22 protein-coding genes are annotated in these 22,407 nt (G+C 41.0%); 7 read left to right on the top strand and 15 right to left on the bottom strand.

Annotated features, from left to right (window positions below):
- Positions 1-285 precede the first annotated feature (285 nt).
- The 5 genes from ctaF to cyoE form a co-directional block, all read right to left on the bottom strand.
- Entirely contained in the window at positions 286-618 is a 333-nt protein-coding gene (gene ctaF / locus AAEO50_RS12730; protein ID WP_341984177.1) for a cytochrome c oxidase subunit IVB, read from the bottom strand.
- 4 nt (positions 619-622) lie between these two features.
- Complete coding sequence (locus tag AAEO50_RS12725; RefSeq protein ID WP_341984175.1) at positions 623-1,252, bottom strand: cytochrome (ubi)quinol oxidase subunit III; 630 nt, start codon at positions 1,250-1,252, stop codon at positions 623-625.
- On the bottom strand, positions 1,252-3,120 hold the full coding sequence (ctaD, locus tag AAEO50_RS12720) for a cytochrome c oxidase subunit I (protein ID WP_341984172.1): 1,869 nt from the start codon (positions 3,118-3,120) through the stop codon (positions 1,252-1,254). The genes AAEO50_RS12725 and ctaD overlap by 1 nt, the downstream gene beginning before the upstream one ends.
- A gap of 30 nt (positions 3,121-3,150) precedes the next feature.
- The gene (gene coxB / locus AAEO50_RS12715) at positions 3,151-4,227 is read right to left on the bottom strand and encodes a cytochrome c oxidase subunit II (RefSeq protein WP_341984170.1); all 1,077 of its coding nucleotides are present in this window, start codon (positions 4,225-4,227) and stop codon (positions 3,151-3,153) included.
- A 104-nt stretch (positions 4,228-4,331) separates the two neighbouring features.
- The gene (gene cyoE / locus AAEO50_RS12710; protein WP_341984168.1) at positions 4,332-5,246 is read right to left on the bottom strand and encodes a heme o synthase; all 915 of its coding nucleotides are present in this window, start codon (positions 5,244-5,246) and stop codon (positions 4,332-4,334) included.
- 480 nt (positions 5,247-5,726) lie between these two features.
- Here cyoE and AAEO50_RS12705 point away from each other — a divergent pair, with 480 nt between their 5' ends.
- Positions 5,727-6,635 carry a heme A synthase gene (locus tag AAEO50_RS12705; RefSeq protein WP_341984166.1) on the top strand — a complete coding sequence of 303 codons (909 nt, stop codon included), beginning with the start codon at positions 5,727-5,729 and terminating at the stop codon, positions 6,633-6,635.
- A 55-nt stretch (positions 6,636-6,690) separates the two neighbouring features.
- Here the strand turns inward: AAEO50_RS12705 and pyc are convergent, their stop codons facing one another.
- The 4 genes from pyc to glsA form a co-directional block, all read right to left on the bottom strand.
- Positions 6,691-10,131 carry a pyruvate carboxylase gene (pyc, locus tag AAEO50_RS12700; protein ID WP_341984164.1) on the bottom strand — a complete coding sequence of 1,147 codons (3,441 nt, stop codon included), beginning with the start codon at positions 10,129-10,131 and terminating at the stop codon, positions 6,691-6,693.
- Positions 10,132-10,272: 141 nt separating this feature from the next.
- The gene (locus AAEO50_RS12695; RefSeq protein ID WP_341984162.1) at positions 10,273-11,490 is read right to left on the bottom strand and encodes an FtsW/RodA/SpoVE family cell cycle protein; all 1,218 of its coding nucleotides are present in this window, start codon (positions 11,488-11,490) and stop codon (positions 10,273-10,275) included.
- A gap of 114 nt (positions 11,491-11,604) precedes the next feature.
- Positions 11,605-11,886, bottom strand: a complete 282-nt coding sequence (locus tag AAEO50_RS12690; protein ID WP_341984160.1) for a YlaN family protein — start codon at positions 11,884-11,886, stop codon at positions 11,605-11,607.
- 147 nt (positions 11,887-12,033) lie between these two features.
- The gene (gene glsA / locus AAEO50_RS12685) at positions 12,034-12,954 is read right to left on the bottom strand and encodes a glutaminase A (protein WP_341984158.1); all 921 of its coding nucleotides are present in this window, start codon (positions 12,952-12,954) and stop codon (positions 12,034-12,036) included.
- 142 nt (positions 12,955-13,096) lie between these two features.
- On the opposite strand from glsA, the gene AAEO50_RS12680 reads away from it, so the two are divergent.
- Positions 13,097-13,594: a peptidyl-prolyl cis-trans isomerase gene (locus tag AAEO50_RS12680; RefSeq protein ID WP_341984157.1), complete on the top strand. Its 498-nt coding sequence runs from the start codon at positions 13,097-13,099 to the stop codon at positions 13,592-13,594.
- A gap of 128 nt (positions 13,595-13,722) precedes the next feature.
- Here AAEO50_RS12680 and AAEO50_RS12675 read toward each other — a convergent pair whose 3' ends face one another.
- Positions 13,723-15,051: a PhoH family protein gene (locus tag AAEO50_RS12675; RefSeq protein ID WP_341984155.1), complete on the bottom strand. Its 1,329-nt coding sequence runs from the start codon at positions 15,049-15,051 to the stop codon at positions 13,723-13,725.
- 178 nt (positions 15,052-15,229) lie between these two features.
- On the opposite strand from AAEO50_RS12675, the gene AAEO50_RS12670 reads away from it, so the two are divergent.
- Positions 15,230-15,832 (top strand): YhcN/YlaJ family sporulation lipoprotein, encoded by a 603-nt coding sequence (locus AAEO50_RS12670; RefSeq protein ID WP_341984153.1) that lies wholly within the window; start codon positions 15,230-15,232, stop codon positions 15,830-15,832.
- 33 nt (positions 15,833-15,865) lie between these two features.
- Here AAEO50_RS12670 and AAEO50_RS12665 read toward each other — a convergent pair whose 3' ends face one another.
- Positions 15,866-16,321, bottom strand: coding sequence for a pyridoxamine 5'-phosphate oxidase family protein (locus tag AAEO50_RS12665; protein WP_341984151.1), 456 nt, complete (start codon positions 16,319-16,321; stop codon positions 15,866-15,868).
- A gap of 252 nt (positions 16,322-16,573) precedes the next feature.
- On the opposite strand from AAEO50_RS12665, the gene AAEO50_RS12660 reads away from it, so the two are divergent.
- Together AAEO50_RS12660 and AAEO50_RS12655 are read left to right on the top strand one after the other, a co-directional pair.
- Positions 16,574-16,774, top strand: a complete 201-nt coding sequence (locus AAEO50_RS12660; protein WP_341984149.1) for a YlaI family protein — start codon at positions 16,574-16,576, stop codon at positions 16,772-16,774.
- Between the two features lie 7 nt (positions 16,775-16,781).
- On the top strand, positions 16,782-17,213 hold the full coding sequence (locus AAEO50_RS12655; protein WP_341984148.1) for a hypothetical protein: 432 nt from the start codon (positions 16,782-16,784) through the stop codon (positions 17,211-17,213).
- A gap of 345 nt (positions 17,214-17,558) precedes the next feature.
- Here AAEO50_RS12655 and AAEO50_RS12650 read toward each other — a convergent pair whose 3' ends face one another.
- Together AAEO50_RS12650 and typA are read right to left on the bottom strand one after the other, a co-directional pair.
- On the bottom strand, positions 17,559-17,867 hold the full coding sequence (locus AAEO50_RS12650; RefSeq protein WP_341984146.1) for a YlaH-like family protein: 309 nt from the start codon (positions 17,865-17,867) through the stop codon (positions 17,559-17,561).
- A 23-nt stretch (positions 17,868-17,890) separates the two neighbouring features.
- Positions 17,891-19,729, bottom strand: a complete 1,839-nt coding sequence (gene typA / locus AAEO50_RS12645; RefSeq protein ID WP_341984144.1) for a translational GTPase TypA — start codon at positions 19,727-19,729, stop codon at positions 17,891-17,893.
- 335 nt (positions 19,730-20,064) lie between these two features.
- Between typA and AAEO50_RS12640 the strand changes: the two genes are divergently transcribed.
- Positions 20,065-20,250 (top strand): YlaF family protein, encoded by a 186-nt coding sequence (locus tag AAEO50_RS12640; protein ID WP_341984142.1) that lies wholly within the window; start codon positions 20,065-20,067, stop codon positions 20,248-20,250.
- 63 nt (positions 20,251-20,313) lie between these two features.
- Here AAEO50_RS12640 and AAEO50_RS12635 read toward each other — a convergent pair whose 3' ends face one another.
- Both AAEO50_RS12635 and AAEO50_RS12630 read right to left on the bottom strand, forming a co-directional pair.
- Positions 20,314-21,105: an inositol monophosphatase family protein gene (locus AAEO50_RS12635; RefSeq protein WP_341984140.1), complete on the bottom strand. Its 792-nt coding sequence runs from the start codon at positions 21,103-21,105 to the stop codon at positions 20,314-20,316.
- 278 nt (positions 21,106-21,383) lie between these two features.
- Positions 21,384-21,584, bottom strand: a complete 201-nt coding sequence (locus AAEO50_RS12630) for a hypothetical protein (RefSeq protein ID WP_341984138.1) — start codon at positions 21,582-21,584, stop codon at positions 21,384-21,386.
- Positions 21,585-21,760: 176 nt separating this feature from the next.
- On the opposite strand from AAEO50_RS12630, the gene AAEO50_RS12625 reads away from it, so the two are divergent.
- Positions 21,761-22,381 carry a DUF1054 domain-containing protein gene (locus tag AAEO50_RS12625; RefSeq protein ID WP_341984136.1) on the top strand — a complete coding sequence of 207 codons (621 nt, stop codon included), beginning with the start codon at positions 21,761-21,763 and terminating at the stop codon, positions 22,379-22,381.
- Positions 22,382-22,407: the final 26 nt, after the last annotated feature.

The following is a 22,407-nucleotide window of genomic DNA, read 5'->3' as shown; positions in this document are numbered from 1 at the left end:
GGCATAAGACGAACCGGACTGGAAGGCGCTCTTTGCCTTCTTGGCCGGTTTGGCTTATGACATGTGCCTCTAAGCCCTGCAGCTGGACAATAGAAAAGCGGAGGCGGCTCGTTCAGCTCCGACAAGCATAAGATGAATGGGCCGGGAAGGCGTTCTTTGCCTTCTTCGACCATTTAGCTTATGACCTCGAGGGGCTAGCCGCCGGAGCTGGACAATAGAAAAGCGTAAGGGCTTTGCTCAGAGGCTAAAAAAAAGCCAGCCAATAGAAATTGGCTGACTTTCTTGTTAGATCCAGACGATTGTCATGAACGCTAGTACTGTGACAAACGCTATAAGTGCTCCGGAATACAAGAACAATGCAGGAGCTTCATGTCCTTTATGACTCATATGCATGAAGTAATATAATTGGAAAATCAATTGTACTACTGCCAGTAACAGGATGAATGGTACCACGAAGTACTTATCAAAGTCACCTGCAACAGCGATGAATGCAACAAGTGTTAAGAAAATCATAAACATGAATGAAGTAACCTGCATTCTCATGTCTTCTGCATTTTTCTTACGACGATATTCGTAATCTACACTTGGGTTACCTGAATTTGATTGTTGATTCGCCATCAGTTTATCCCACCATTCCCATTAAGTATACTACTGTAAAGATAAATACCCATACAACGTCGATAAAGTGCCAGTATAGAGAAGCCAAGTAGAACTTCGGTGCATTGTAAAGGTTTAAACCGCGTTTTGCGTTACGGAGCATGAGACTGATGATCCAAAGAAGACCGAAGGCCACGTGTGCTCCGTGGAAACCAACCAGCGTGTAAAAGGCTGAACCAAATGCACTGCTAGTAAAAGTATGCCCGTATTCATGGACGTAATGATTAAATTCATAAATTTCCAAACCAAGGAATGCAGCACCTAAAACAACAGTGATCAATAACCATGCCTGCATACGCTGGAAATTATAATTTTTCATATGATACATTGCATAAACACTTGTTAACGAGCTTGTCAAAAGCAACATGGTAGCCACAAACGCCAACGGAAGATCGAATATATCCGTGGACAACGCGTGACTTTCACTTGGGACCTTGTTTTTCAGAGCTAAGTACGTCGCGAAAAGCGAGCCGAACAGTACCGTTTCTCCACCAAGGAAGAACCAAAAGCCCATAAATTTATTTTTCCCCTCAAGGGTCGCCTTTTCAGGGGTGGCCGGCCAGGTCTTTGGCGTAAATTTTTCATCTGCGTGCATTATGCCTTACCCCCTTTATCATCATCCATTAAATCTTCTTTATGAACATGATAGCCATGATCATCGATTACAGATCTCAGGAACATTGCTCCCAATGTAATCCCCATACCTATAATTAATACAGGCAATGCCCACGCTTCTCCATCAGGACGATACATTGCGCCAAAGGCTGCAACGAACAGTCCGAAAGAAATGATAAGCGGTAAGATTGAGTTATTCGGCATATGGATATCGCCGATCGGTTCAGCTGGTGTAAGACCTTTTTTCCCTTCCATCTTTTCTAACCAGAAAGCGTCCAATCCGCGAATAAGCGGAGTTTGCTTGAAGTTATAGAATGGAGGCGGTGCCGGAAGCGCCCACTCGATTGTACGGCCGTCTCCCCAAGCATCTTTACCTACTTTGACACCTTTAACTTGAGTCATGATCACATTGATAAGAAGGATTATTACGGCTACACCCATAAATCCTGCTCCAATGGAGCTTACTAAGTTACCAGTCTCGAATCCTTGACCAGGCAAGAATTTCCAGATACGACGAGGCATACCCATAAGACCAAGGAAATGCTGGATGAAGAATGTTAAGTGGAACCCGATAAAGAATAACCAGAAGGAAATTTTACCAAGGAACTCATTTAACTTCGTACCGAACATTATAGGCCAGTAATAGTGTGTACCTGCTAGTAGTGCGAATACAACCCCGCCTACGATAACATAGTGGAAGTGAGCTACAACGAAATAAGTATCATGGAATTGATAGTCAGCTGCAGCGGATGCAAGCATGATACCAGTTACTCCCCCAGCTACGAAAGAAGGAATAAAAGCAACTGCATACAACATCGGAGTTGTAAATTTCAGGCTTCCTCCCCACATTGTGAGAAGCCAGTTAAAGATTTTAATACCTGTTGGAACCGCAATAGCCATAGTCGCTACAGCGAAGATCGCATTTGCGATTGGACCAAGACCGACAGTGAACATATGGTGAGCCCAAACCATGAATCCTAAGAAACCGATAAGCACGGTAGCGAATACCATGGATGAGTATCCAAATAAGCGTTTTCTTGAGAAGTGTGGAATGATCTCAGAGAAAATACCGAATGCCGGCAGGATAAGGATGTAAACTTCAGGATGTCCAAAGATCCAGAAGAAATGTTCCCAAATGATTGTGTTACCGCCATTTGCTACATCGAAGAAGTTAGATCCGAACATGCGGTCAAACATCAATAAGAATAGTCCGACAGTCAATGCTGGGAATGCAAATAAGATAAGTGCTGATGTAACAAATGCTGTCCAAGTGAACAACGGCATACGCATATACGTCATACCAGGAGCACGCATATTAATGATCGTAACAAGGAAGTTGATACCACCAATTAACGTACCTGCACCTGAAATCTGTAACCCTAACACGTAAAAATCAATTCCGTGACCTTCTGATGCCAAGGATAAGGACGCGTAGGATGTCCATCCTGCATCCGGTGCTCCACCCATGAACCATGAAAGATTAAGGAAAACCCCTCCAAAGAAGAATAACCAAAATCCAAGTGAATTCACGAAAGGAAATGCAACATCACGAGCACCGATTTGTAAAGGAACAACGGCATTCATGAATGCAAAAACCAAAGGCATGGCTGCCAAGAATATCATTGTCGTTCCGTGCATTGTCAATACTTCATTGTATAAGCCTGCACTAATAAAGTCGCTATTAGGCACTGCAAGCTGTATACGGATAATAAGAGCTTCTAGACCTCCAAGCAGGAAAAAGAATCCTCCTGCCATAAGGTAAAGGATGGCGATCTTTTTATGGTCTACTGTTGTTAAATAGTCCCAAACAGTCGCTCCGAAGCCTTTTTTCTGTGCTAAGCTACTCACGATTTAACCTCCCTTTTAACTAATCCCCTATTAATCTTGAACTTTCAGACCCATCAGGTATTCTGCAAGAGCGTCCATCTCTTCGTCTGACAACTCTCCATATGTACCTGTCATTTTATTTCCTGGCTTATATTGTTCTGGGTCTTCTAGCCAGTTCTTCAGTTCTTCTTCATTGTGTTCCAGAATTCCGGCGATTCGGTTACGTTCTCCAAACGTTGCTAAGTTAGGAGCAAGACGAGCTGACTCCGGACGGCCATCTTCTGGTGATACAGCATGACAGCTTAAACATTTTTGGTTGAAGATTTCTTGTCCTTGTTGAGCTAAATCAGAAGTCGGTTTAGGTTCTCCTGCATTTTGCATATCTTCTACCCATGTATTAAATTCATCTTGTGGCAATGCTTTTACTTTAAAGTCCATTAAAGCGTGTGATGGACCGCAAAGCTCAGCACATTTGCCGTAAAATACTCCACCGGCGTCCTCTGATTTTTGTCCATCAAATTCAAGGAAGAATGTGTTGACGCCATCAACGTTAGTATCGATCTTCCCTCCTGCTGCAGGAATCCAGAATGAGTGTTTAACATCTGAAGCTGTAACATTGAAGTAAACCTTCCTATCTGTTGGAACGACTAAATCTTGAGATGTGATGATCTTTTGATCAGGATATTCGAACTCCCACCAGTAAAGGTTAGCTCGAACGTTTACAACAAGTGCATCACGATTGCCATCGGCGTCTTTTTTGTCCATTGCTTTGGTATCAGCAAGCTGGAACGTTGCAGTGACAGTAGGCACTGCCAGGATAAGCAGAAGGATGATTGGAATAACTGTCCATAGTATCTCTAGTGTGTGGCTTCCTTCTACTTGCTTTGGGATTGTAGTGTCTCCTTTTTTTCTTCGGAAACGAATAATCGCAACTGTGTAGATGATTACTACTACAATAATAACCAATACCATTATTAACGTAGCCAGAATCATAAGATCGTATTGTGTCTGTGCTACTTCCCCGGCCGGCTGCAGTGTCGAGATGAACGGCTCACCGCAACCAGAAAGAATAAGTGCCATCATGGCTACAATGGAGAATAAGCGCCACTTAGTTAGCCTTGCTTTCATAGCTTAATCAAACCCCTCTTTCGTGTAATGTACTTCGTGAAATAAAACAAGGACTCAAAAAAATATCTATTTGGATTTCTTATTAGAAAGAATTCCCACTAATCTTATATAACGGTAACGATAACCATCGCTACAAACAAGATAGTCAAATAATTAAGTGAATATACAAACATCAATTTAGACCACTTGATGTCATCCTTCATCTTATAGCCTGCAAGGCCTAATGCCAGCCAGCCAATGTTGAAAGCTGTTGCAAGAATGAAGAAAAACATTCCTAGATCCATTAGAAAGAAAGGAAGCGGAAGTAAGGCAGCCACCCAAGCGACAATGTGGTGCTTGGTAACAGCGAAACCTTTTATCACAGGCAGCATTGGAACATTGGCAGCTCTGTATTCTTCCACACGTTTCATCGCCAGTGCATAAAAATGCGGCGGCTGCCAGATAAACATCATCAAGAACAGCATCCAAGCGATAATGTCAAGATTTGCATCAACAGCTGCCCATCCAATCAACGGAGGAACCGCACCTGAAATGCTTCCTACGATCGTGTTGCTTACATATTTTCTTTTTGACCACATTGTATATAATACAACGTAACTAAAAACTCCGATTATCCCAATAACACCTGCAGTTACAGTAGTCATGAACAGCATGATGATTCCGAATGCAATCATCAGAAGCCCCAATAACGAAGCTTTCGTACCATTTATCTTGCCTGTAACAGTTGGGCGCTCCTTTGTACGTTCCATCAGGTGATCGATGTCTCGGTCATAAACATTATTGATCACACATGATCCCGCAATGATAAGAGAGGAACCTACTAAAGTAAGAAACATGATATCAAGAGAATTCAGAAAGTGTGTATTAGTAAAATAAAATGCTAACCACATCCCGGTAAAGGTAGTGATCAGATTAGAATTAACAATTCCGACTTTGATTAATGCTAAGAAATCTTTCCACACGGTGGATGCTGGAATCTTAGCTTCTTCCAGATTTGTCATTAATCGACTGTTTGACATTTTACCCCTCCTCACATTAAAACCAAACAGAGGCAGATGATACCCCTTACTACTATAAAGTAAATGAACTACCATTTCTATATCGAATTGAAATTTTTAGTAAAGATAAGAAATAGTAAATACTCCATCAATATTATATTAAACCATATATTTTTCCCTTTTTGTGATAGAAAAAAATAATATTGTGAAGATATTGTGAAGAACGAAATATTAAGGCTGCATGTCTACTAAGGGGTGATGGTTTTATCTTATCATACTTTGAAGATAAGCGCTTACACAATTACAGTAAGCAGATTTAGGATATTTCTACTATGAAACAGTCTTCCCGGTCTTATCTTGAGTAATGCTCAATATTCTGTAACATTTTATATGTTGAGTTTTGGACTTAATTTCGTTATTATCGTAAAGGCAACAAACTATTTTTCTACTATATTTTTTAGTCTACTATTAATTAAGTCTTTATCTAAGAAGGTGAATAGATTGCATAAAGGATTAAAGTGGCTTGCCGTTATCACGACATTGGGCATGCTATTTGTACTATTAGGTGGAGCCTTAGTGACCAAAACGGAATCAGGAATGGGATGCGGCCGTTCGTGGCCGTTATGCAACGGACAACTGATCCCCACTAATATAACAGTAGAGCTCGTCATCGAATTAGCTCACAGGGTAGTCTCGGGTGGAGTGGGACTCTTGGTGCTTGCCTTGTCAGTTTGGTCTTGGAAAGCCATAGGATATAAACGTGAAACAAAATTTCTATCAGCCCTATCTTTCTTTTTCTTATTGTTGCAAGGTTTGATTGGGGCAGCTGCAGTTATTTGGGGACAATCGGATTTTGTACTTGCATTGCATTTCGGGATTTCCTTGATATCTTTCGCAGCAATTTTACTCTTGACTCTGCTTATTTTTGAGGTTGACCAAAAATTTGAAGCAAGTTCACTTGTTATTAACAAGCGGATGAGACTTCATATGATTGGAGTAACATTGTACAGTTACATTGTCGTGTATACGGGTGCGCTCGTCAGACATACAAATTCAAGTCTGGTTTGTAAAGACTGGCCGCTTTGTGTGAATTCGAGCCCGGGTCTCCCTGCGAATATGTATGAATGGATACAAATGGGACACCGCACTGCTGCCGGACTTATATTCTTATGGATTGCCTATATCACGTATATCGCCATTAAAGAACATAAACATCAAAAAGTGATTTATTGGGGATGGATTATCGCATTTACTCTTGTTTCATTACAAGTAATTTCCGGAGCATTGGTCGTCTTCACTCGATTAAACCTAGGAATCGCCCTGCTCCACGCCTTGATCATTTCCTGCCTGTTCGGTTTATTATGTTACTTTATCCTTCTGGCTTCCAGAAGTAAATTGAATAACGATTGAACAAAAAGAAAGGATGCCGGTAAATAACCGGCATCCTTTTTAAGTGTGTTTATTGTTAAGCTTTTTGCATTTCTATCAATAAGTCCCCCGGACTGATAGCGTCTCCGCTTTCCACATAAATGTCTTTCACCGTGCCGGAGAATGGCGCTTGAACAGTGGTTTCCATTTTCATGGCTTCCGTGATCATTAAGTGATCTCCCTTTTCCACTTTTTCTCCTTTATCGACAATCACTCTTATGACTGTACCAGGCATTGAAGCGCCAATATGTGTTTCGTCTTTTGGATCTATTTTTCTTTTCGTTGCAACCGTGGATTTAATATTTTCATCTTTGATCACAATCTCACGAGGCTGACCATTTAATTCGAAATAAATGACCCTTGTACCATCAGCCTGCGCCTGGCCGATCGACACCAATTTAACAATCAGTGTTTTTCCAGTTTCGATTTCCACTTCAATCTCTTCACCCAGTCTCATACCGAATAGGAATGTAGGCGTATCGAGTACGGATATATCGCCAAACTGTTCAAGGGTTTGGGCGTATTCTGAAAACACTTTTGGATATAACGCATATCCAAGTGCATCAAAGCTTGTGACTGGACGCTTAAGCTGTTCATACAGATTCTCTTTTAGTTTCGTGAAATCTACATCATCAAGCAGTTCGCCAGGGCGGACTGTTAATGGGTTCCTCCCTTTCAGGATCACTTTTTGAAGTTTTTCAGGGAATCCACCATGTGGTTGTCCCAAGTATCCTTCAAAAAGTTCTACGACAGAATCAGGGAAGTCGATTTTTTCACCCTTTTCAATGACATCTTGTTCTGACAGATCATTCTGTACCATAAAGAGAGCCATATCCCCTACCACTTTGGATGAAGGGGTAACCTTGACGATATCACCAAAAAGATGATTGACTCTTGCATACATTTCTTTCACTTCTTCCCATCGATCCCCGAGACCGACAGCTTTTGCCTGCTGCTGAAGATTACTGTACTGACCACCAGGCATTTCGTGCTTGTATACTTCAGGATGAGGTGACATCATACCGCTTTCGAAATCAGTATAATATTTACGCACATCCTCCCAATAGTGGGACAACGATTCGAGTGAGTCTATATTTATATTCGGTTCTCTTTCAGTACCTTTCAACGCATAATAAAGTGTGTTTGCACTCGGCTGGGAGGTCAGCCCTGACATGGTGCTGAGCGCTGTATCTACAATATCGACCCCTGCATCTATCGCCCTCGCGTACGTATAAATTCCGTTTCCGCTTGTATCGTGTGTATGCAGATGGATAGGGAGATTTACAGAGTCTTTTAATTCAGATATAAGTCTGTATGCAGACTGCGGTTTCAATAATCCAGCCATGTCCTTGATTGCGAGTATATGAGCCCCGCTTGCTTCAAGCTCTTTCGCGAGATGCTTGTAATACTCAATATCATATTTGGTCCGTGTTGGATCATCAATATCACCAGTGTAGCAAATAGCTGCTTCCGCAATCTTGCCGCTTTGTCTTACGGCGTCTATCGCGACTTCCATTCCTTTGACCCAGTTCAGGCTGTCGAATATTCTGAATACATCAATTCCGGCAAAGGCAGATTTCTCAACAAACTCTTTGATAACATTGTCAGGATAATTTTTGTATCCCACTGCATTGGATGCTCGCAGAAGCATTTGGAATAACACATTCGGTATACGCTCCCTTAATGTCAACAACCGATTCCAAGGGTCTTCCTTCAAGAAGCGGTAGGCAACATCAAATGTAGCCCCTCCCCACATTTCAAACGAAAACATGTCTGGAAGAAGATTCGATGTCGGTTCTGCGATATGCTTCAAATCATTCGTTCTGACACGGGTCGCAAGCAGTGACTGGTGAGCATCACGGAAAGTTGTATCTGTTAAAAGGACCGATTTTTGATCTTTCACCCAGTTCACTAAACCATCTGCACCATGTTCATCAAGGATTTGCTTAGTACCCGGTTTTACTGGTTCTGTCAAATCGATCACTGGTGTTCTAGGTTTGGAAAATACCGGTTTCTTCTTCTTTTCAACTCCAGGAAAGCCATTGACCGTCACATTTCCGATGTACGAGAGCATTTTTGTACCACGGTCTTTCCTTTTTGGAAAAATGAATAATTCAGGCGTTGTATCGATGAATGATGTATCATATTCCCCTGTAATGAAATTTTCATGCTTAACGACATTCTCTAAGAAAGGTATATTCGTCTTGATCCCCCGAATTCTAAATTCTTGAAGATTTCTGACCATTTTAGATGCAGCTTGTTCGAATGTTAAAGCCCAAGTCGAAAGCTTTACAAGCAAGGAATCATAATAAGGTGTAACAACCGCTCCCTGATATCCATTTCCAGCGTCAAGACGGACACCAAATCCTCCCCCCGAACGGTATGCCATGATTTTTCCTGTATCGGGCATGAAGTTATTTAGGGGATCTTCAGTCGTTACCCGGGATTGAATCGCAAACCCATTCAACTTAACATCTTCCTGCAGGGGAATTCCTACTTTACTGCTGTGCAAAGCATGCCCTTCCGCGATCAAAAGCTGGGATTGAACAATATCCACACCAGTCACCATTTCAGTGATCGTATGCTCCACTTGTACACGAGGGTTGACTTCGATGAAATAAAATTCGTTATTTGCCACTAAAAATTCAACAGTTCCGGCATTCACGTATTTCACATTATTCATCAGACGTACAGCCGCTTCACAGATATCCTCTCTCAGTTCATCTGACAAGGATACAGATGGGGCAATTTCGACCACCTTCTGATGACGCCTTTGAATAGAACAGTCCCGCTCATAAAGGTGTACAATATTACCCTCGGCATCACCAAGGATCTGCACCTCGATATGTTTAGGTTTTTCCACGAATTTTTCCACATAAATTTCGTCGTTTCCAAACGCTGCTTTTGCCTCTGACTTTGCACGCTCGTATGCTTCCTTAAGACTTTCAAGGTTTCTGACGATTCGCATTCCACGGCCGCCGCCGCCAAGTGAGGCTTTTATGATGATTGGAAATCCTGCTTCCTTTCCAAAGCTGATTACTTCTTCAAGGGTAGTCACTGGACCGTCACTTCCCGGAATGACAGGTATATTTGCAAGCTGGGCTTGTTTACGTGCTTTAACCTTATCTCCAAACATATCTAAATGAGTTGAATGAGGACCAACGAAGACGATTCCTTCTTCTTCACATCTTCTTGCGAAGTGAATATTTTCAGACAGGAATCCATATCCAGGGTGGATGGCATCGACACCGGATTTCTTAGCGATTTTGATAATTCCTTCAATATCGAGGTAAGCATCTATTGGTTTCTTGTCCTCACCTACTAAGTAAGCTTCATCTGCTTTATAGCGATGATAAGAACCAGAATCTTCTTTACTGTAGATAGCTACTGTTCTGATATTCAGTTCCGTACATGCACGGAATACACGGATGGCAATTTCTCCGCGGTTTGCGACTAATACCTTTTGAATTTTCTTCAATACAATCTCTCCTTTAAGTTAGTTCATGATTGAAAATCTTTCATTACTAGTCTATTAAAAAAGGGCTGACCCGAAAGATGGATACTAACGTATCTTAGGGGGCAGACCCTAGACATAGAGTTTTCATCCTCTATTAGAGACCTACATTTTAACACCATATATTTTCTTGTCTGTAGACATATTCTCCAAAGGTTCGCTATTTTCCTTCTTTGTTTTATATTTTTCTTCATATTTCACAAACATGGAGACATTGACAAGAACCCCAAGTGACAAAGAGAGAACCAATAATGACGAACCGCCATAACTGATAAATGGTAACGGGACTCCGGTAATCGGGATGAGACCTGAAACGCCTCCGAGATTGATGAATGCTTGAATGCCAATCATGCTTGAAATCCCGATGGCAAGCATCGTCCCGAATGGGTCCTGGCATTTTACGCCTATATAAATCCCTCTTAATACAATATATGATAAACCAAGAATGACAAAACCGACACCGAAAACACCCAATTCTTCAGCAATGATCGCCATGATAAAGTCCGTCTGCGGTTCAGGTATATAGCCAAGCTTCTGTACACTCTGTCCAAGCCCCAGCCCCTGTACACCGCCGGAACCAATGGCAAGGTAGGAATTAACAAGTTGATACCCTTCACCCTGGGCATCATTAAACGGAGACAGATAAGCTTCGATCCTCCCCATTCTTTCTTCAGTGAAGATAAAGCCGCGTGCCAAGTAAATAAACGGTGAAATGATGAGCAGTAAGCCTGTCCCGATTCCTGCGAGTTTAAAGAATGTCCGATAATTTATTCCGGAACACATGATGACTATCGCCCCGATAGCGAAAATGATCGCCGCTGTCCCGAAATCCGGTTCAAGAAAAACAATAAAACAGATGAACCCTAAAAATAGCAGCGGTGGAGCAAGCCCGCGATTCAGGTCATTAATATATGCCTGCTTCTTGGAATAAACAGATCCCAGATAAATGACGACCGCAAGCTTAGCGAATTCAGAAGGCTGAATCCGCATGAATCCAAGATTGAGCCAGCTTTTGGCATTATTCACTTCGCTTCCGAATATATGTACAGAAATAAGCATGATGATGATCAAGAACATAAGTCCTTTAATAATCTTCCCTACTTGAAAGGCTTTGTAGGGAAACCATGCAGCCATAGTAAATGCAGTAAATCCAATGATGACGTTTATCAGCTGCTTCTTGTAAAAGTAGTCACTTTCCCAGCCAAAGCGTTCAACTGCCATTACCATGCTGGCGCTGTAAACCATTACCAGTCCGAAAAAACATAGGAATACATATACAGCTATCAACGAATAGTCATAGGACTTCAATATTTTTTTAATCATGACGATTCAACCCTTTTTCTTATATCATTTCTTTTTTGGCACTGTTAGTTTATGTACCTCTACAAAAAAACTCAAACAACAGAGTGCAGTATTGTTTGAGTTGTCATGACTATTTTACTTTTTTGTGGATGCTTCATGAAGGGCAGAAAGTTGTCTTTCTAAAGAATCAATCAATTCCTTGCCATCTAGATCATCCACCAGCCCTAACCGGACAGCAAATTCTATTTCACGAGATAATCCGAACATTTGGGTATCCAATACTTCCTCATAAAGAGGACATTGGGGCATCGTTAAATTATCCATTTGCACTTTAATTAGCTGTAAAATCTTTTCTGCATCAGCCTTTAATAATTCATAGGCCTTCTCTCGATGATTAACTGTCATTTCTGACGCCACAGTGATCCCCCCATTCCGAACAAATAGCATTCCTGTCTTAAAATTTTATCGTTAAATTGCATAAATTGCAAGAACAATTAGCTTATTTATAAGGATTGAATTTATGAATGGAGGTAATCTCAGTAAACGCCTGATTGTGGTCCGGTTCTAGAAAATACTCCATGAATACTTAGCACTAAGACCTTCAAGAAGCTTTACTCCCGCAAAGCTGTTCCCGACTTCATCCAAAGCAGGGCCGAAAATCCCAATCCCGCACCTGCCGGGTACGCTCCCCATTATCCCGCCGGAAACACCACTCTTCGCAGGGATTCCTACTTTGATCGCAAATTCCCCTGAACTATTGTACATACCGCACGTTACCATGAAGGTTTTACATATCCTTGCAACATCCCTTGATATGAGCTGCTTTCCACTTTCGGGATCTAATCCGTCATTTGCAAAGACCGCACCTATCTTGGCCAAGTCTACACAGTTCATTTCCACTGCACATTGTTTCGTATATAACACTAATAGATCTTCTACATTCCCCGTAATGACTCCATGCTGTTTCATAAAGTAGCATAACGAGCGGTTTAAGTTCGCTGTCTGTAATTCTGAATATGCCACATCTTCATTGTATGTAACTTTTTGCCCTGTCAAATGACTTATAAATTCGATCAATCTGTCCCATTTTTCTACTACCGTGTCTCCCTTGATCATATTTGTGACTGCTAAAGCACCTGCATTAATCATAGGATTAAGCGGCTTGGAAGGTTTATTGGTTTCTAATTTAGCAATAGAATTAAAAGGGTCCCCGGTTGGCTCCATTCCTACTTTCGAAAACACTTCCTCTTCGCCGTTATCCATAAGGACGAGGGCAAGTGTGATCACCTTAGAGATACTTTGAAGTGTGAATTTTTTCAAATGATCTCCTGCATAGAAAGACTCATTTTCAATGGAATAGATACAAATCGCAAGATCATCCGGGTTTTGATCGCTCAGTGCAGGAATATAATCTGCCACCTTCCCATAAGATGCAAAAGACCTGGCAATCTCAACTAATTCTTCCAATAGGTTCTGATTTGACATACTTACTTCACTCTCCTTCACTCTCTCTAGTAAGTTTCCCTAATTTCATTAAATGAAAACAGTGAAAATGCTTACATGAAATCATGTGACAAACTGTCTTATAACCGATATACTAGAACTAGTGAAAAGGGAGGAATCTGTAGTGGAAAGCATCGTACCGATAAAAGGTAAAGTAAAGTTTGTCATCACGTTAGATTCCGGAGTATGGATTTTTGATGACAGAAAAATTGATTTAAACACATTCTTTGAAGAAGGCAGTATCATGAAGGACGAGCTTGAAGAATATACGAAAGCGGTCTCCAAGCATTGGTCCCGTGAAATCCAGGAGGGTGCCACTTATCCCCCTACCTTAAAAACAGAAAAGAAGTATGAAAAGGAAAGGGTCCTCAATGGAACCTTTGCCATGCCTTTTACTCCTTTTCTAGCAAACGCAGAACCACTTGAAAACGCTTCGGAAATCATCATTGAAACTGATGCCGGAGAATACAGTTTCGACATTGAGAAAGCGGATGACCTGTTATTGGGTTTTTCAAAGGATGGTAAACCGTTCAAGGAAGATGGGCCTATCCATATCATCTTTAAAGACGGCTCCAACAAAGAAAATCCGATAAAACACGTTAAAGCTTTCCGTCTGGAATAATCAATCTTGATATACGTTATATACATAAACGAATGAAACCGGTACAGGAACACCTGCACCGGTTTTTTCATATGGTATAAATGTATTTTATTTTCCATATCTATTTGCAGGTGTTAGTACTGGATTATTTATAAGAGATCGGCTGCAAGTTGAGCAAGACCTGAACGTTCACCTTTCATCAATTTAACATGACCGGCAATCGACTGATCTTTAAATTTTTCGACTACATACGTCAATCCGTTATTATATTCATCCAGATAAGGGTGATCGATCTGGGCGGGATCTCCCATCAGTACGATTTTACTTCTTTCCCCCACCCGGGTTAAGATGGTTTTCACTTCATGCTTGGTGAGGTTTTGTGCTTCATCAATTATAATGAACTGATCAGGAATACTTCTGCCTCGAATATAGGTAAGCGCTTCTACTTCAATGGATGCCATTCCCGCTAATATGTCATCCAGTTCACCTGGTTTTTTCACATTAAACAGATATTCAAGGTTATCATATATCGGCTGCATCCATGGTCTGAGCTTTTCTTGCTTCTCACCCGGCAGATAACCTATATCTTTTCCTACAGGCACAATTGGACGGGCCACCAGAAGCTTGTTGAACTTATGAAAATCCTCTGTTTGCAGAAGTCCTGCTGCGAGTGCCAATAAAGTTTTACCTGTCCCAGCTTTCCCTATCATTGTCACGAGTGAAATATCGTCTCGGAGCAGAAGCTCGGTTGCCATTGTCTGCTGCACATTTCTAGCTTTGATACCCCACATATGATCATGGTCATACACCAACTTTTTTACTTTCGTTCCCGAGTCATCCACCATACCCAGGGCGGAAGCCGAGCTTCCCAAAGCATCTTTCATGATGATGAACTCATGTGAATAAAACCGCTGACGGGTTATATCTGTAAGGGTCAATTCCCCTTTTTCATAAAACTTGTTCACGAATTCCTTATCTATATATAACTCATTAAACCCAGTATATATATCATTGACTTCCACTACCCGATCACTTAAAAAGTCCTCTGCCTGTAAACCCAGAGCGTCGGCTTTAACCCTGACCAGGGTGTCCTTGCTCACCAATATAACGGACTTTCCGTTTTCTTTGGCCTCTTCCTCTAAAGAAAGGTTTTTTGCCACAGCTAAAATGCGGTTATCATTTGTCTTCTCTACAAATATGTCTTGAAGCTCTTGGAAGGATCGATGGTTTAATTCAATTCTCAGAGAACCCCCGGTATATAAAGGGATCTTTTCGTGGAGCTTTCCTTCCTGTCTTAAGTTATCGATCAATTTTGATACATGTCTTGCGTTTCGTCCGATTTCATCCATATAACGCTTTTTGGAGTCCACTTCTTCTAATACGACTGCTGGTATAACCACCTCATTGTCCTGAAACGAAAAGATGGCTTGTGGATCTTGTAATAAGACATTGGTATCTAATACATAAATTTTTTTCAAATCGATGCCTCCTGCTCCTCATTTCTTATTACTATTGTATGTAGCCAAAGTTCATCCGGTTATTCCCAGCGACTTAATTAGGACGGCCCGTTTCTTAAAATATATGAATAAACGTATAAAGATAGAAGAAAATTACACAATAAGAATAGATATTGATCTTAATTTGGGAGGTAAGGACATGAACAAATTCATCTCTCTGCTTATACTTGCGCTCATTCTCCCTGCATGTGCCAATAAGAATGAGGCAGGGTATGAAAAGAATCGGAATTCTGATAGTAATAAACCAATCACGGTGCAAGACAGTAACATACAGCATGTTGAAAGAAAGACGGGTCAGCAAATTTCAAAACATCTGGTGAACCTGACTACAAGCGTACCCGATGTAAAAGACGCGACAGCAGTGGTAATAGGTAAATATGCTTTTGTTGGAATCGATGTGGATTCAGACGTTGAACGTTCTCAAGTCGGATCCATAAAATATTCTGTAGCAGAAGCCCTAAAAGATGACCCCTATGGTGCACAGGCAATCGTTGTTGCTGATCCGGACATCACAGCCCGGTTAAAAGAAATCAGCAAAGATATCCAGCGTGGGGAGCCTGGACAAGGAATCATGAATGAACTTTCTGATATTTCCGGAAGACTCATGCCCGAAATCCCGCGTTCATTGAAACAGACTGATCCTGAAAATGCACCAAAAGAACCGAGGAAAAAAATGAATCAGAAAAAAGAAAATCAATTAAATAAAGAACAAGAAGACCAGAGTGAACATCACATCGAATAAACCTCGATATAAAAAGCCATGAAAAAGCTATTCTCAAGCTTTTTTCATGGCTTCAATTACTTGGCGGTCCAGTCGGTCAGCGGCCGCTTTATCATATGTCTTCTCATAAGCAGGCTCAGTTGAGATCTTCGAACCATAAAACATCACATCTCTGACCTCATCAATGGCCAGCTTGATCAACGTGAGTTTCAGGGGTACACCTTGAAGGAGCGGCTCTTGAATTTCCGCTCTTCCGCTGATTGAGTAAGTGGATTCATTCGCAATCAAATTAATGACAGCAAGCGGATTTTTATTAATATTTTCAACGATTTTAGACTTTCTATTCACAGTGAAAAGCACTGTCTCCTCATCCTTTGCCAAAATCCATGAAACTGCATTTACATTTGGTCCTCCAGTTTCATGATCCACGGTGGACAGGGTCACAAAGCGTTCAGATTGAAGTTCTTCGAATAGTACCGGAATTAAGCCAGGTTCCACTTGATTAGCCATACAATTCCCTCCTCCATGTACTTCACTGTATCTCTTTTCAACATATAGGAACCATCTATAGGTATGCCTATACATATGACAATTCGTGAAGACATTTTAATTGTCCTTCTTTTTTGTTGCTTCGATATCATTATACATCAATAGATGCAGTATTAAAAAACGGAAGTGAAAGTATTTCTAAGCGTTTGCCCATACTACATGATATACTGAAAAGAGATATCATATGAGAGAAAAAAGCAATGGGGTGTTTTAATGCGTGTAAAATGTGCTTTATGTGAAGTAATAGAAAATATCGATGATTATTCTCTTCAAGCCAAAAGGCTTCGAAACAGACCTATCCATACTTATATGTGTGATCCATGCCACAAACGAATCACGGAAAAAACGGAAGAACGTGCTGCAACAGGCAATTTCAAATTATACCGCTCCCCAAAAGTAGAAGATGACTTCTAAGCATTACATGAAGGGAATCGGAATCGGGATAGCATCTGGAATCCTCTTGGGGATGATACTTAAATCCTTGCAGTCATTGACAGGTATAAACGTTTATATACTGCTCTTGAATGTTGATTTTATCCCCTATCTAGGAGACGTGCGGTGGGCAGAGTGGGTAGAATTCCTGTTCCATTTAATCATTTCCTGTTTGATCGGAATCATATTTGTTAAATTGGTTCATCAATTTAAACTTACAGGACGGGCCGTATGGATACTTTCATTTGCTCTAACCCTGCCCGCGTTCTTCTTATATTTTCCGCTCTCGTACCTAGCCATCAAGGAAGTCCCGGGTATCTATGACCCTTCAGGCATTGCACTATGGTTCCTCGGACACCTGGTGTACGGTGTTTCCCTTCCGCTACTTAATTATTTAATAAAGAGGCTGACTTCTTGTTAAGGTCTAGAGAAGTTTATTCTATGATGGATATCTAGCTGTTGATTGGAGTGCAAGACGAAGACTCCTGCGGGAGAAGTGGCCAATGTGAGACGTGTCCAGTTCTGGGGCTTAGAGGCACATGTCATAAGTCAACTCGTCCAAGAAGGAAAAGAACGCCTTCGTGGACGATTCGCCTTATGCCACCCGCCTCTGGGCAAAGCCCCTCCGCTTTTCTATCCCGCAGGAGCATAGCGACGAGGAGGCTCACGGGTCACCCGCGGAAAGCGAAGTCTTGCACGGAAATCAACAGCGGTGTTAACAAACCAAATTACAAAAAGCTGCAGTCCTCAAAGACTGCAGCTTTTCTTATACATTTCCTTTTTTCTTTTCATTATTTAGACGGACCTTATAAATAATCAATATAAGAGCCGCTACCACAAGACCCTCTGCAACCGGTAAGAATATTCCCAAGAAAGTCAGTACGGTACAACCGACAATCAAGAATAGATAAATCACAATCGATTTTAATAGCGGCAGCTTTTTGGCAAAGCCAAGCTTATAAACTAAAATAGAGAGTCCTACTATGGTCAAGTAAAGCAGCCACATACCCATTTCCGCATTTTGATCAACACGGTAAAGGGATGCGAAAAAGGATAAACGCTCAGTTACATCCATTTCCTGCTCCCCCTTCACTTAGTTTATTGAGATACCTTGCTCTTCTTTTCCGCTCTTTCACGTTCATTCTTATCCAGAATCTTTTTGCGGAGACGAATTGATTCAGGTGTTACTTCACAATACTCGTCATCGTTCAGATATTCAAGGGATTCTTCCAACGTCATGATTCTTGCCTTCTTAATCGTAACGGTTTGATCCTTGTTGGCAGAACGAACGTTTGTCGCTTGTTTAACCTTCGTGATATTAACGGTAATATCATTTTCTCTCGTATGTTCCCCAACGATCATACCGCCATAGATTTCTGTACCTGCTTCAACGAAGATAATTCCGCGATCTTCCACTTGCATGATTCCGTATTGTGATGTTTTACCTGTTTCCATTGAAACCAATACACCTTGACGACGTCCACCGACACGCCCTTTTTGCAGCGGCTGATAGCTGTCAAAAGTGTGGTTGATGATCCCATATCCACGTGTAAGGGTCATAAACTCGGTTGAATAACCGATTAATCCACGTGCAGGAACCATAAATACCAAACGGACTTGTCCATTACCATTGTTCACCATATCAAGCATTTCGCCTTTACGCTGACCAAGTGATTCAATGACCCCACCCATGTATTCTTCAGGGATATCAATTTGAACACGTTCAACAGGCTCACTCTTCACACCATCAACTTCTCTGATGATTACCTGTGGTTTAGAAACCTGTAATTCGTATCCTTCACGGCGCATGTTCTCAATCAGGATGGAAAGGTGAAGCTCTCCACGGCCTGAAACCGTCCATGCATCAGGAGAGTCTGTTGGCTCAACACGTAAACTTACATCTGTCTGAAGTTGAGCCAATAAACGCTCTTCAATTTTCCTTGAAGTAACGTATTTACCTTCTCTTCCTGCAAACGGACTGTTGTTCACAAGGAATGTCATTTGTAGTGTTGGCTCGTCAATACGCAGAACCGGAAGTTGATCTTGATGTTCAACCGGACAAACTGTTTCACCGACGTTAATGTCTTCCATTCCGGAAACAGCAATCAAATCACCAGCTTTTGCTTCTTGGATCTCTTCACGTTTTAATCCGAAGAAACCGAAGATTTTGGTTACACGGAACTGCTTCACAGAGCCGTCAAGCTTCATCAGTGCTACCTGCTGACCAACCTTCATCGTTCCTCTGAACACACGACCGATTCCGATACGGCCGACATAATCATTGTAGTCAAGCAGCGCTACCTGGAATTGAAGCGGTTCTTCAGAGTTATCAACTGGTGCAGGGATGTGCTCGATGATTGAGTCATATAAACACTGCATGTTTTCGTCTTGTTTTTCAGGGTCCGGGTCAGTGCTTGCGGTACCATTGATGGCAGAAGCATACACAACCGGGAATTCAAGCTGTTCATCATTTGCATCCAGTTCAATGAATAATTCCAGTACTTCATCAATTACTTCTTCTGGACGCGCTGATGGCTTGTCAATCTTATTTACAACAACGATTGGTGTAAGATTTTGTTCAAGCGCTTTTTTTAGGACGAAACGTGTTTGAGGCATACAACCTTCATATGCGTCAACTACTAGTAAAACACCATCTACCATCTTCATGATACGTTCAACTTCGCCGCCGAAGTCTGCGTGTCCCGGTGTATCAAGAATGTTAATACGTGAATCTTTATATTGAATCGCCGTATTTTTCGCTAAGATTGTAATACCGCGTTCTCTTTCCAAATCATTTGAATCCATCGCACGTTCTGAAACTTGCTCGTTTTCGCGGAAGATTCCAGATTGCTTTAAAAGCTCATCCACTAAAGTTGTTTTTCCGTGGTCAACGTGAGCAATAATAGCAATATTTCTAAGATCATTTCTTAAGTTCATATTTCCACTCCTGAATATATTGGATTTCTTTCCTAGAAGGCTAAAGATAAGAATATTTTTGTTCAACTAGACCATTATAGCACAGCACCCCTGAAAACCCCTAATAAATATTGTACAATGAGATTGAAGCAATCACTTAAACTGGATATTATCTAGGTAGATGACATGTAATCAAAAAGTTTCCACAGAGTGAAATTTCAGTGGGAATCTAATTTGCCATTGCACATTCTCTGCCTTCTAGGTAGAATTTAAGTAAGCCATTTCATTTCCTATTCTTTTTTTAACTTAATATTCACATAAAATCGGATGAAATACATAGTGGCGGAGGTGTTTGTATGGGTAATATTAAATGGATTTTTGTTTTGTTTTCAATTTTGGCAGCCATATCACTGATGGGTATCGCCATTTCAATAAGCATGGCTAGTCCTCTTATTGCAGGGGCCAGCATAGTCGCCTTGATCATTATAATGGGATTCGGTTTTACAACGAAAAAGAGATACCGCGAAGAAGGCAAATTATAATAATAAATAAAAAAATGCTGAATGTGATATCACATTCAGCATTTTTTTATTCAATATGACAAATCAGCGTTTTAGATAATCGGTCATTATCGTTTCATGAAGACCAGGCTTCCCTACAAATAAAGAACTTTTATTTAAAGGGTCCAGCTCTTTTCCTTCTAAATCCGTTACAACCCCGCCCACTTCTTCAATCAGGATTTTGCCTGCCGCGAAATCCCAGGGTGCTAAGCGCATACTTATATAAGCATCCAACCTTCCCGCGGCTATATAAGCCATTTCGATTGCAGCCGATCCATATGAGCGGGTCCCCCTTACTTTTTGAACCAGAGGAGCTAATACTGCTGGATCGATGCGTTTGTTAGTGGTCATCCATTGAGCATTCAAGGCAATGACAGAGTCTTCGACCGGTACATCGCTAAGCTTAGGGAGCTTCACATCATTCATGTACGCTCCGCTCCCGCGATATGCATGGTACAGTTCATCATGTACAACATCATAGATATACCCAAGCACTCCAACTTGATTTTCATAGACACCTATAGAGATGGCAAAGTTTCTTTGTTGATGAACAAAATTCATCGTGCCGTCTATCGGGTCAATAATCCATGTCACACCTGATAATTCTTTCAGTTCATCTCCAAATCCTTCTTCACCGAGAATGTTGTGATCTTTATATGTACCCCGGATTTTTTCAATAAAGTAACGCTCTGTCGCTTCATCCATGTTCGTGACCAAATCATTGCGGTTGGATTTGGTTTTGATATTCAATTCTTCTTTGAATGATTCGCGGATCGTCTTTCCTGCTTCCATGATCCACGTTCTAACATTTTGGTCTAATTCTTCCCATTTTGTCACACTACTGACCTCCCATACTAAGTGAAAACATTCTATAGTGTATATTTTCTATCGACTTATTCTACCCTGAAACAGTTTTTTCATTATTCATCTCTGATGGTCCTATAGCTTCTTAGCTTAATGGAAAGAAAGTGAGGATTCAAGTATTTCACTCTTTACTCATCTTTATAAAAACTGACAAAAAAGCGAACTCTACTTATGTAAATAGGAGTTCGCCTTCAACGGTTCATTACGAATACTTTCATCATTTATTATATAGCCTCTCTAGGGATTAAAGCTTATAAAGCCTTCATTTTCATTAATTCTTCTCGAATATTCATCAGTTTTTCTTTTGACTTTGTTTGATTTTCCTTGTTTTTTGTTTGGATAGCTTCGAACAATACAGCTAGTTCATAATCCATTTCGAGTCTTAATACATTTAAACGCTGCTGCTGGACATCACGTTTTTTTGACGTGTTCATTACCTGTTTCAAGGTCATACACCCCTTCCGTGTTTTTCGATTTATCTGATTGTTCTGATAATATTTAATACATATTATGAAATTTCCTCTTATATTGTAACTAAAATGTGCAGACACCTAATGAACAAGCTCATTAGTACATTTCCTCCATATCGATGTGTTAAAATATGAACATTAGACAAGGAGGCTGCACTATGAAATTCAACGGATTTACTGACAATGATTTTGATGTGTTCACAATTAAAGGATTAGAAAATAGAATGGAAGCCATTCAACAGCATATCCGCCCTAACCTTGAATACCTGGGAGAATATTTCTCACCTGCTCTCAGCACCTTAACTGGAGACGAAATGTTTCATCATGTAGCGAAGCACGCACGGCGTTCTGTAAACCCTCCAGATGATACCTGGGTAGCCTTCGCCAACAATAAACGCGGCTATAAGAAACACCCTCACTTTCAAATTGGTTTATGGGGAACCCATCTTTTCGTCTGGTTCGCGATGATCTATGAAGCACCCCATAAAGCAGAATTCGGTAAAAAAATCGAAGAAAATGCTGATAAGATAAGAAAGATTATTCCTCCGCACTATGTATGGTCAGGTGATCATACAAAGCCGGAAGCTGTAAAATTTTCTTCTATGTCCCGGGACGAATTCCTTTCATTAACTGAAAGGGTGCAAAAGGTAAAGAAAGCTGAACTTCTGTGCGGTGTTCACTTGGATCGTGAAACAGTGACTGAACTTAGCGGTGAAGAGCTGATCCATAAAATTGATAGTGTCTTTGAAACACTTTTACCCCTTTATAAAATGAACTAAACCATCATTCAATTAAAAAGCGACCG

The sequence above is a fragment of the Rossellomorea oryzaecorticis genome (assembly GCF_038405515.1).
GTDB lineage: Bacteria > Bacillota > Bacilli > Bacillales > Bacillaceae_B > Rossellomorea > Rossellomorea oryzaecorticis_A.
The sequence above is the reverse complement of the archived record's forward strand: the minus strand, read 5'-3'. Positions and strand labels throughout refer to the sequence as shown.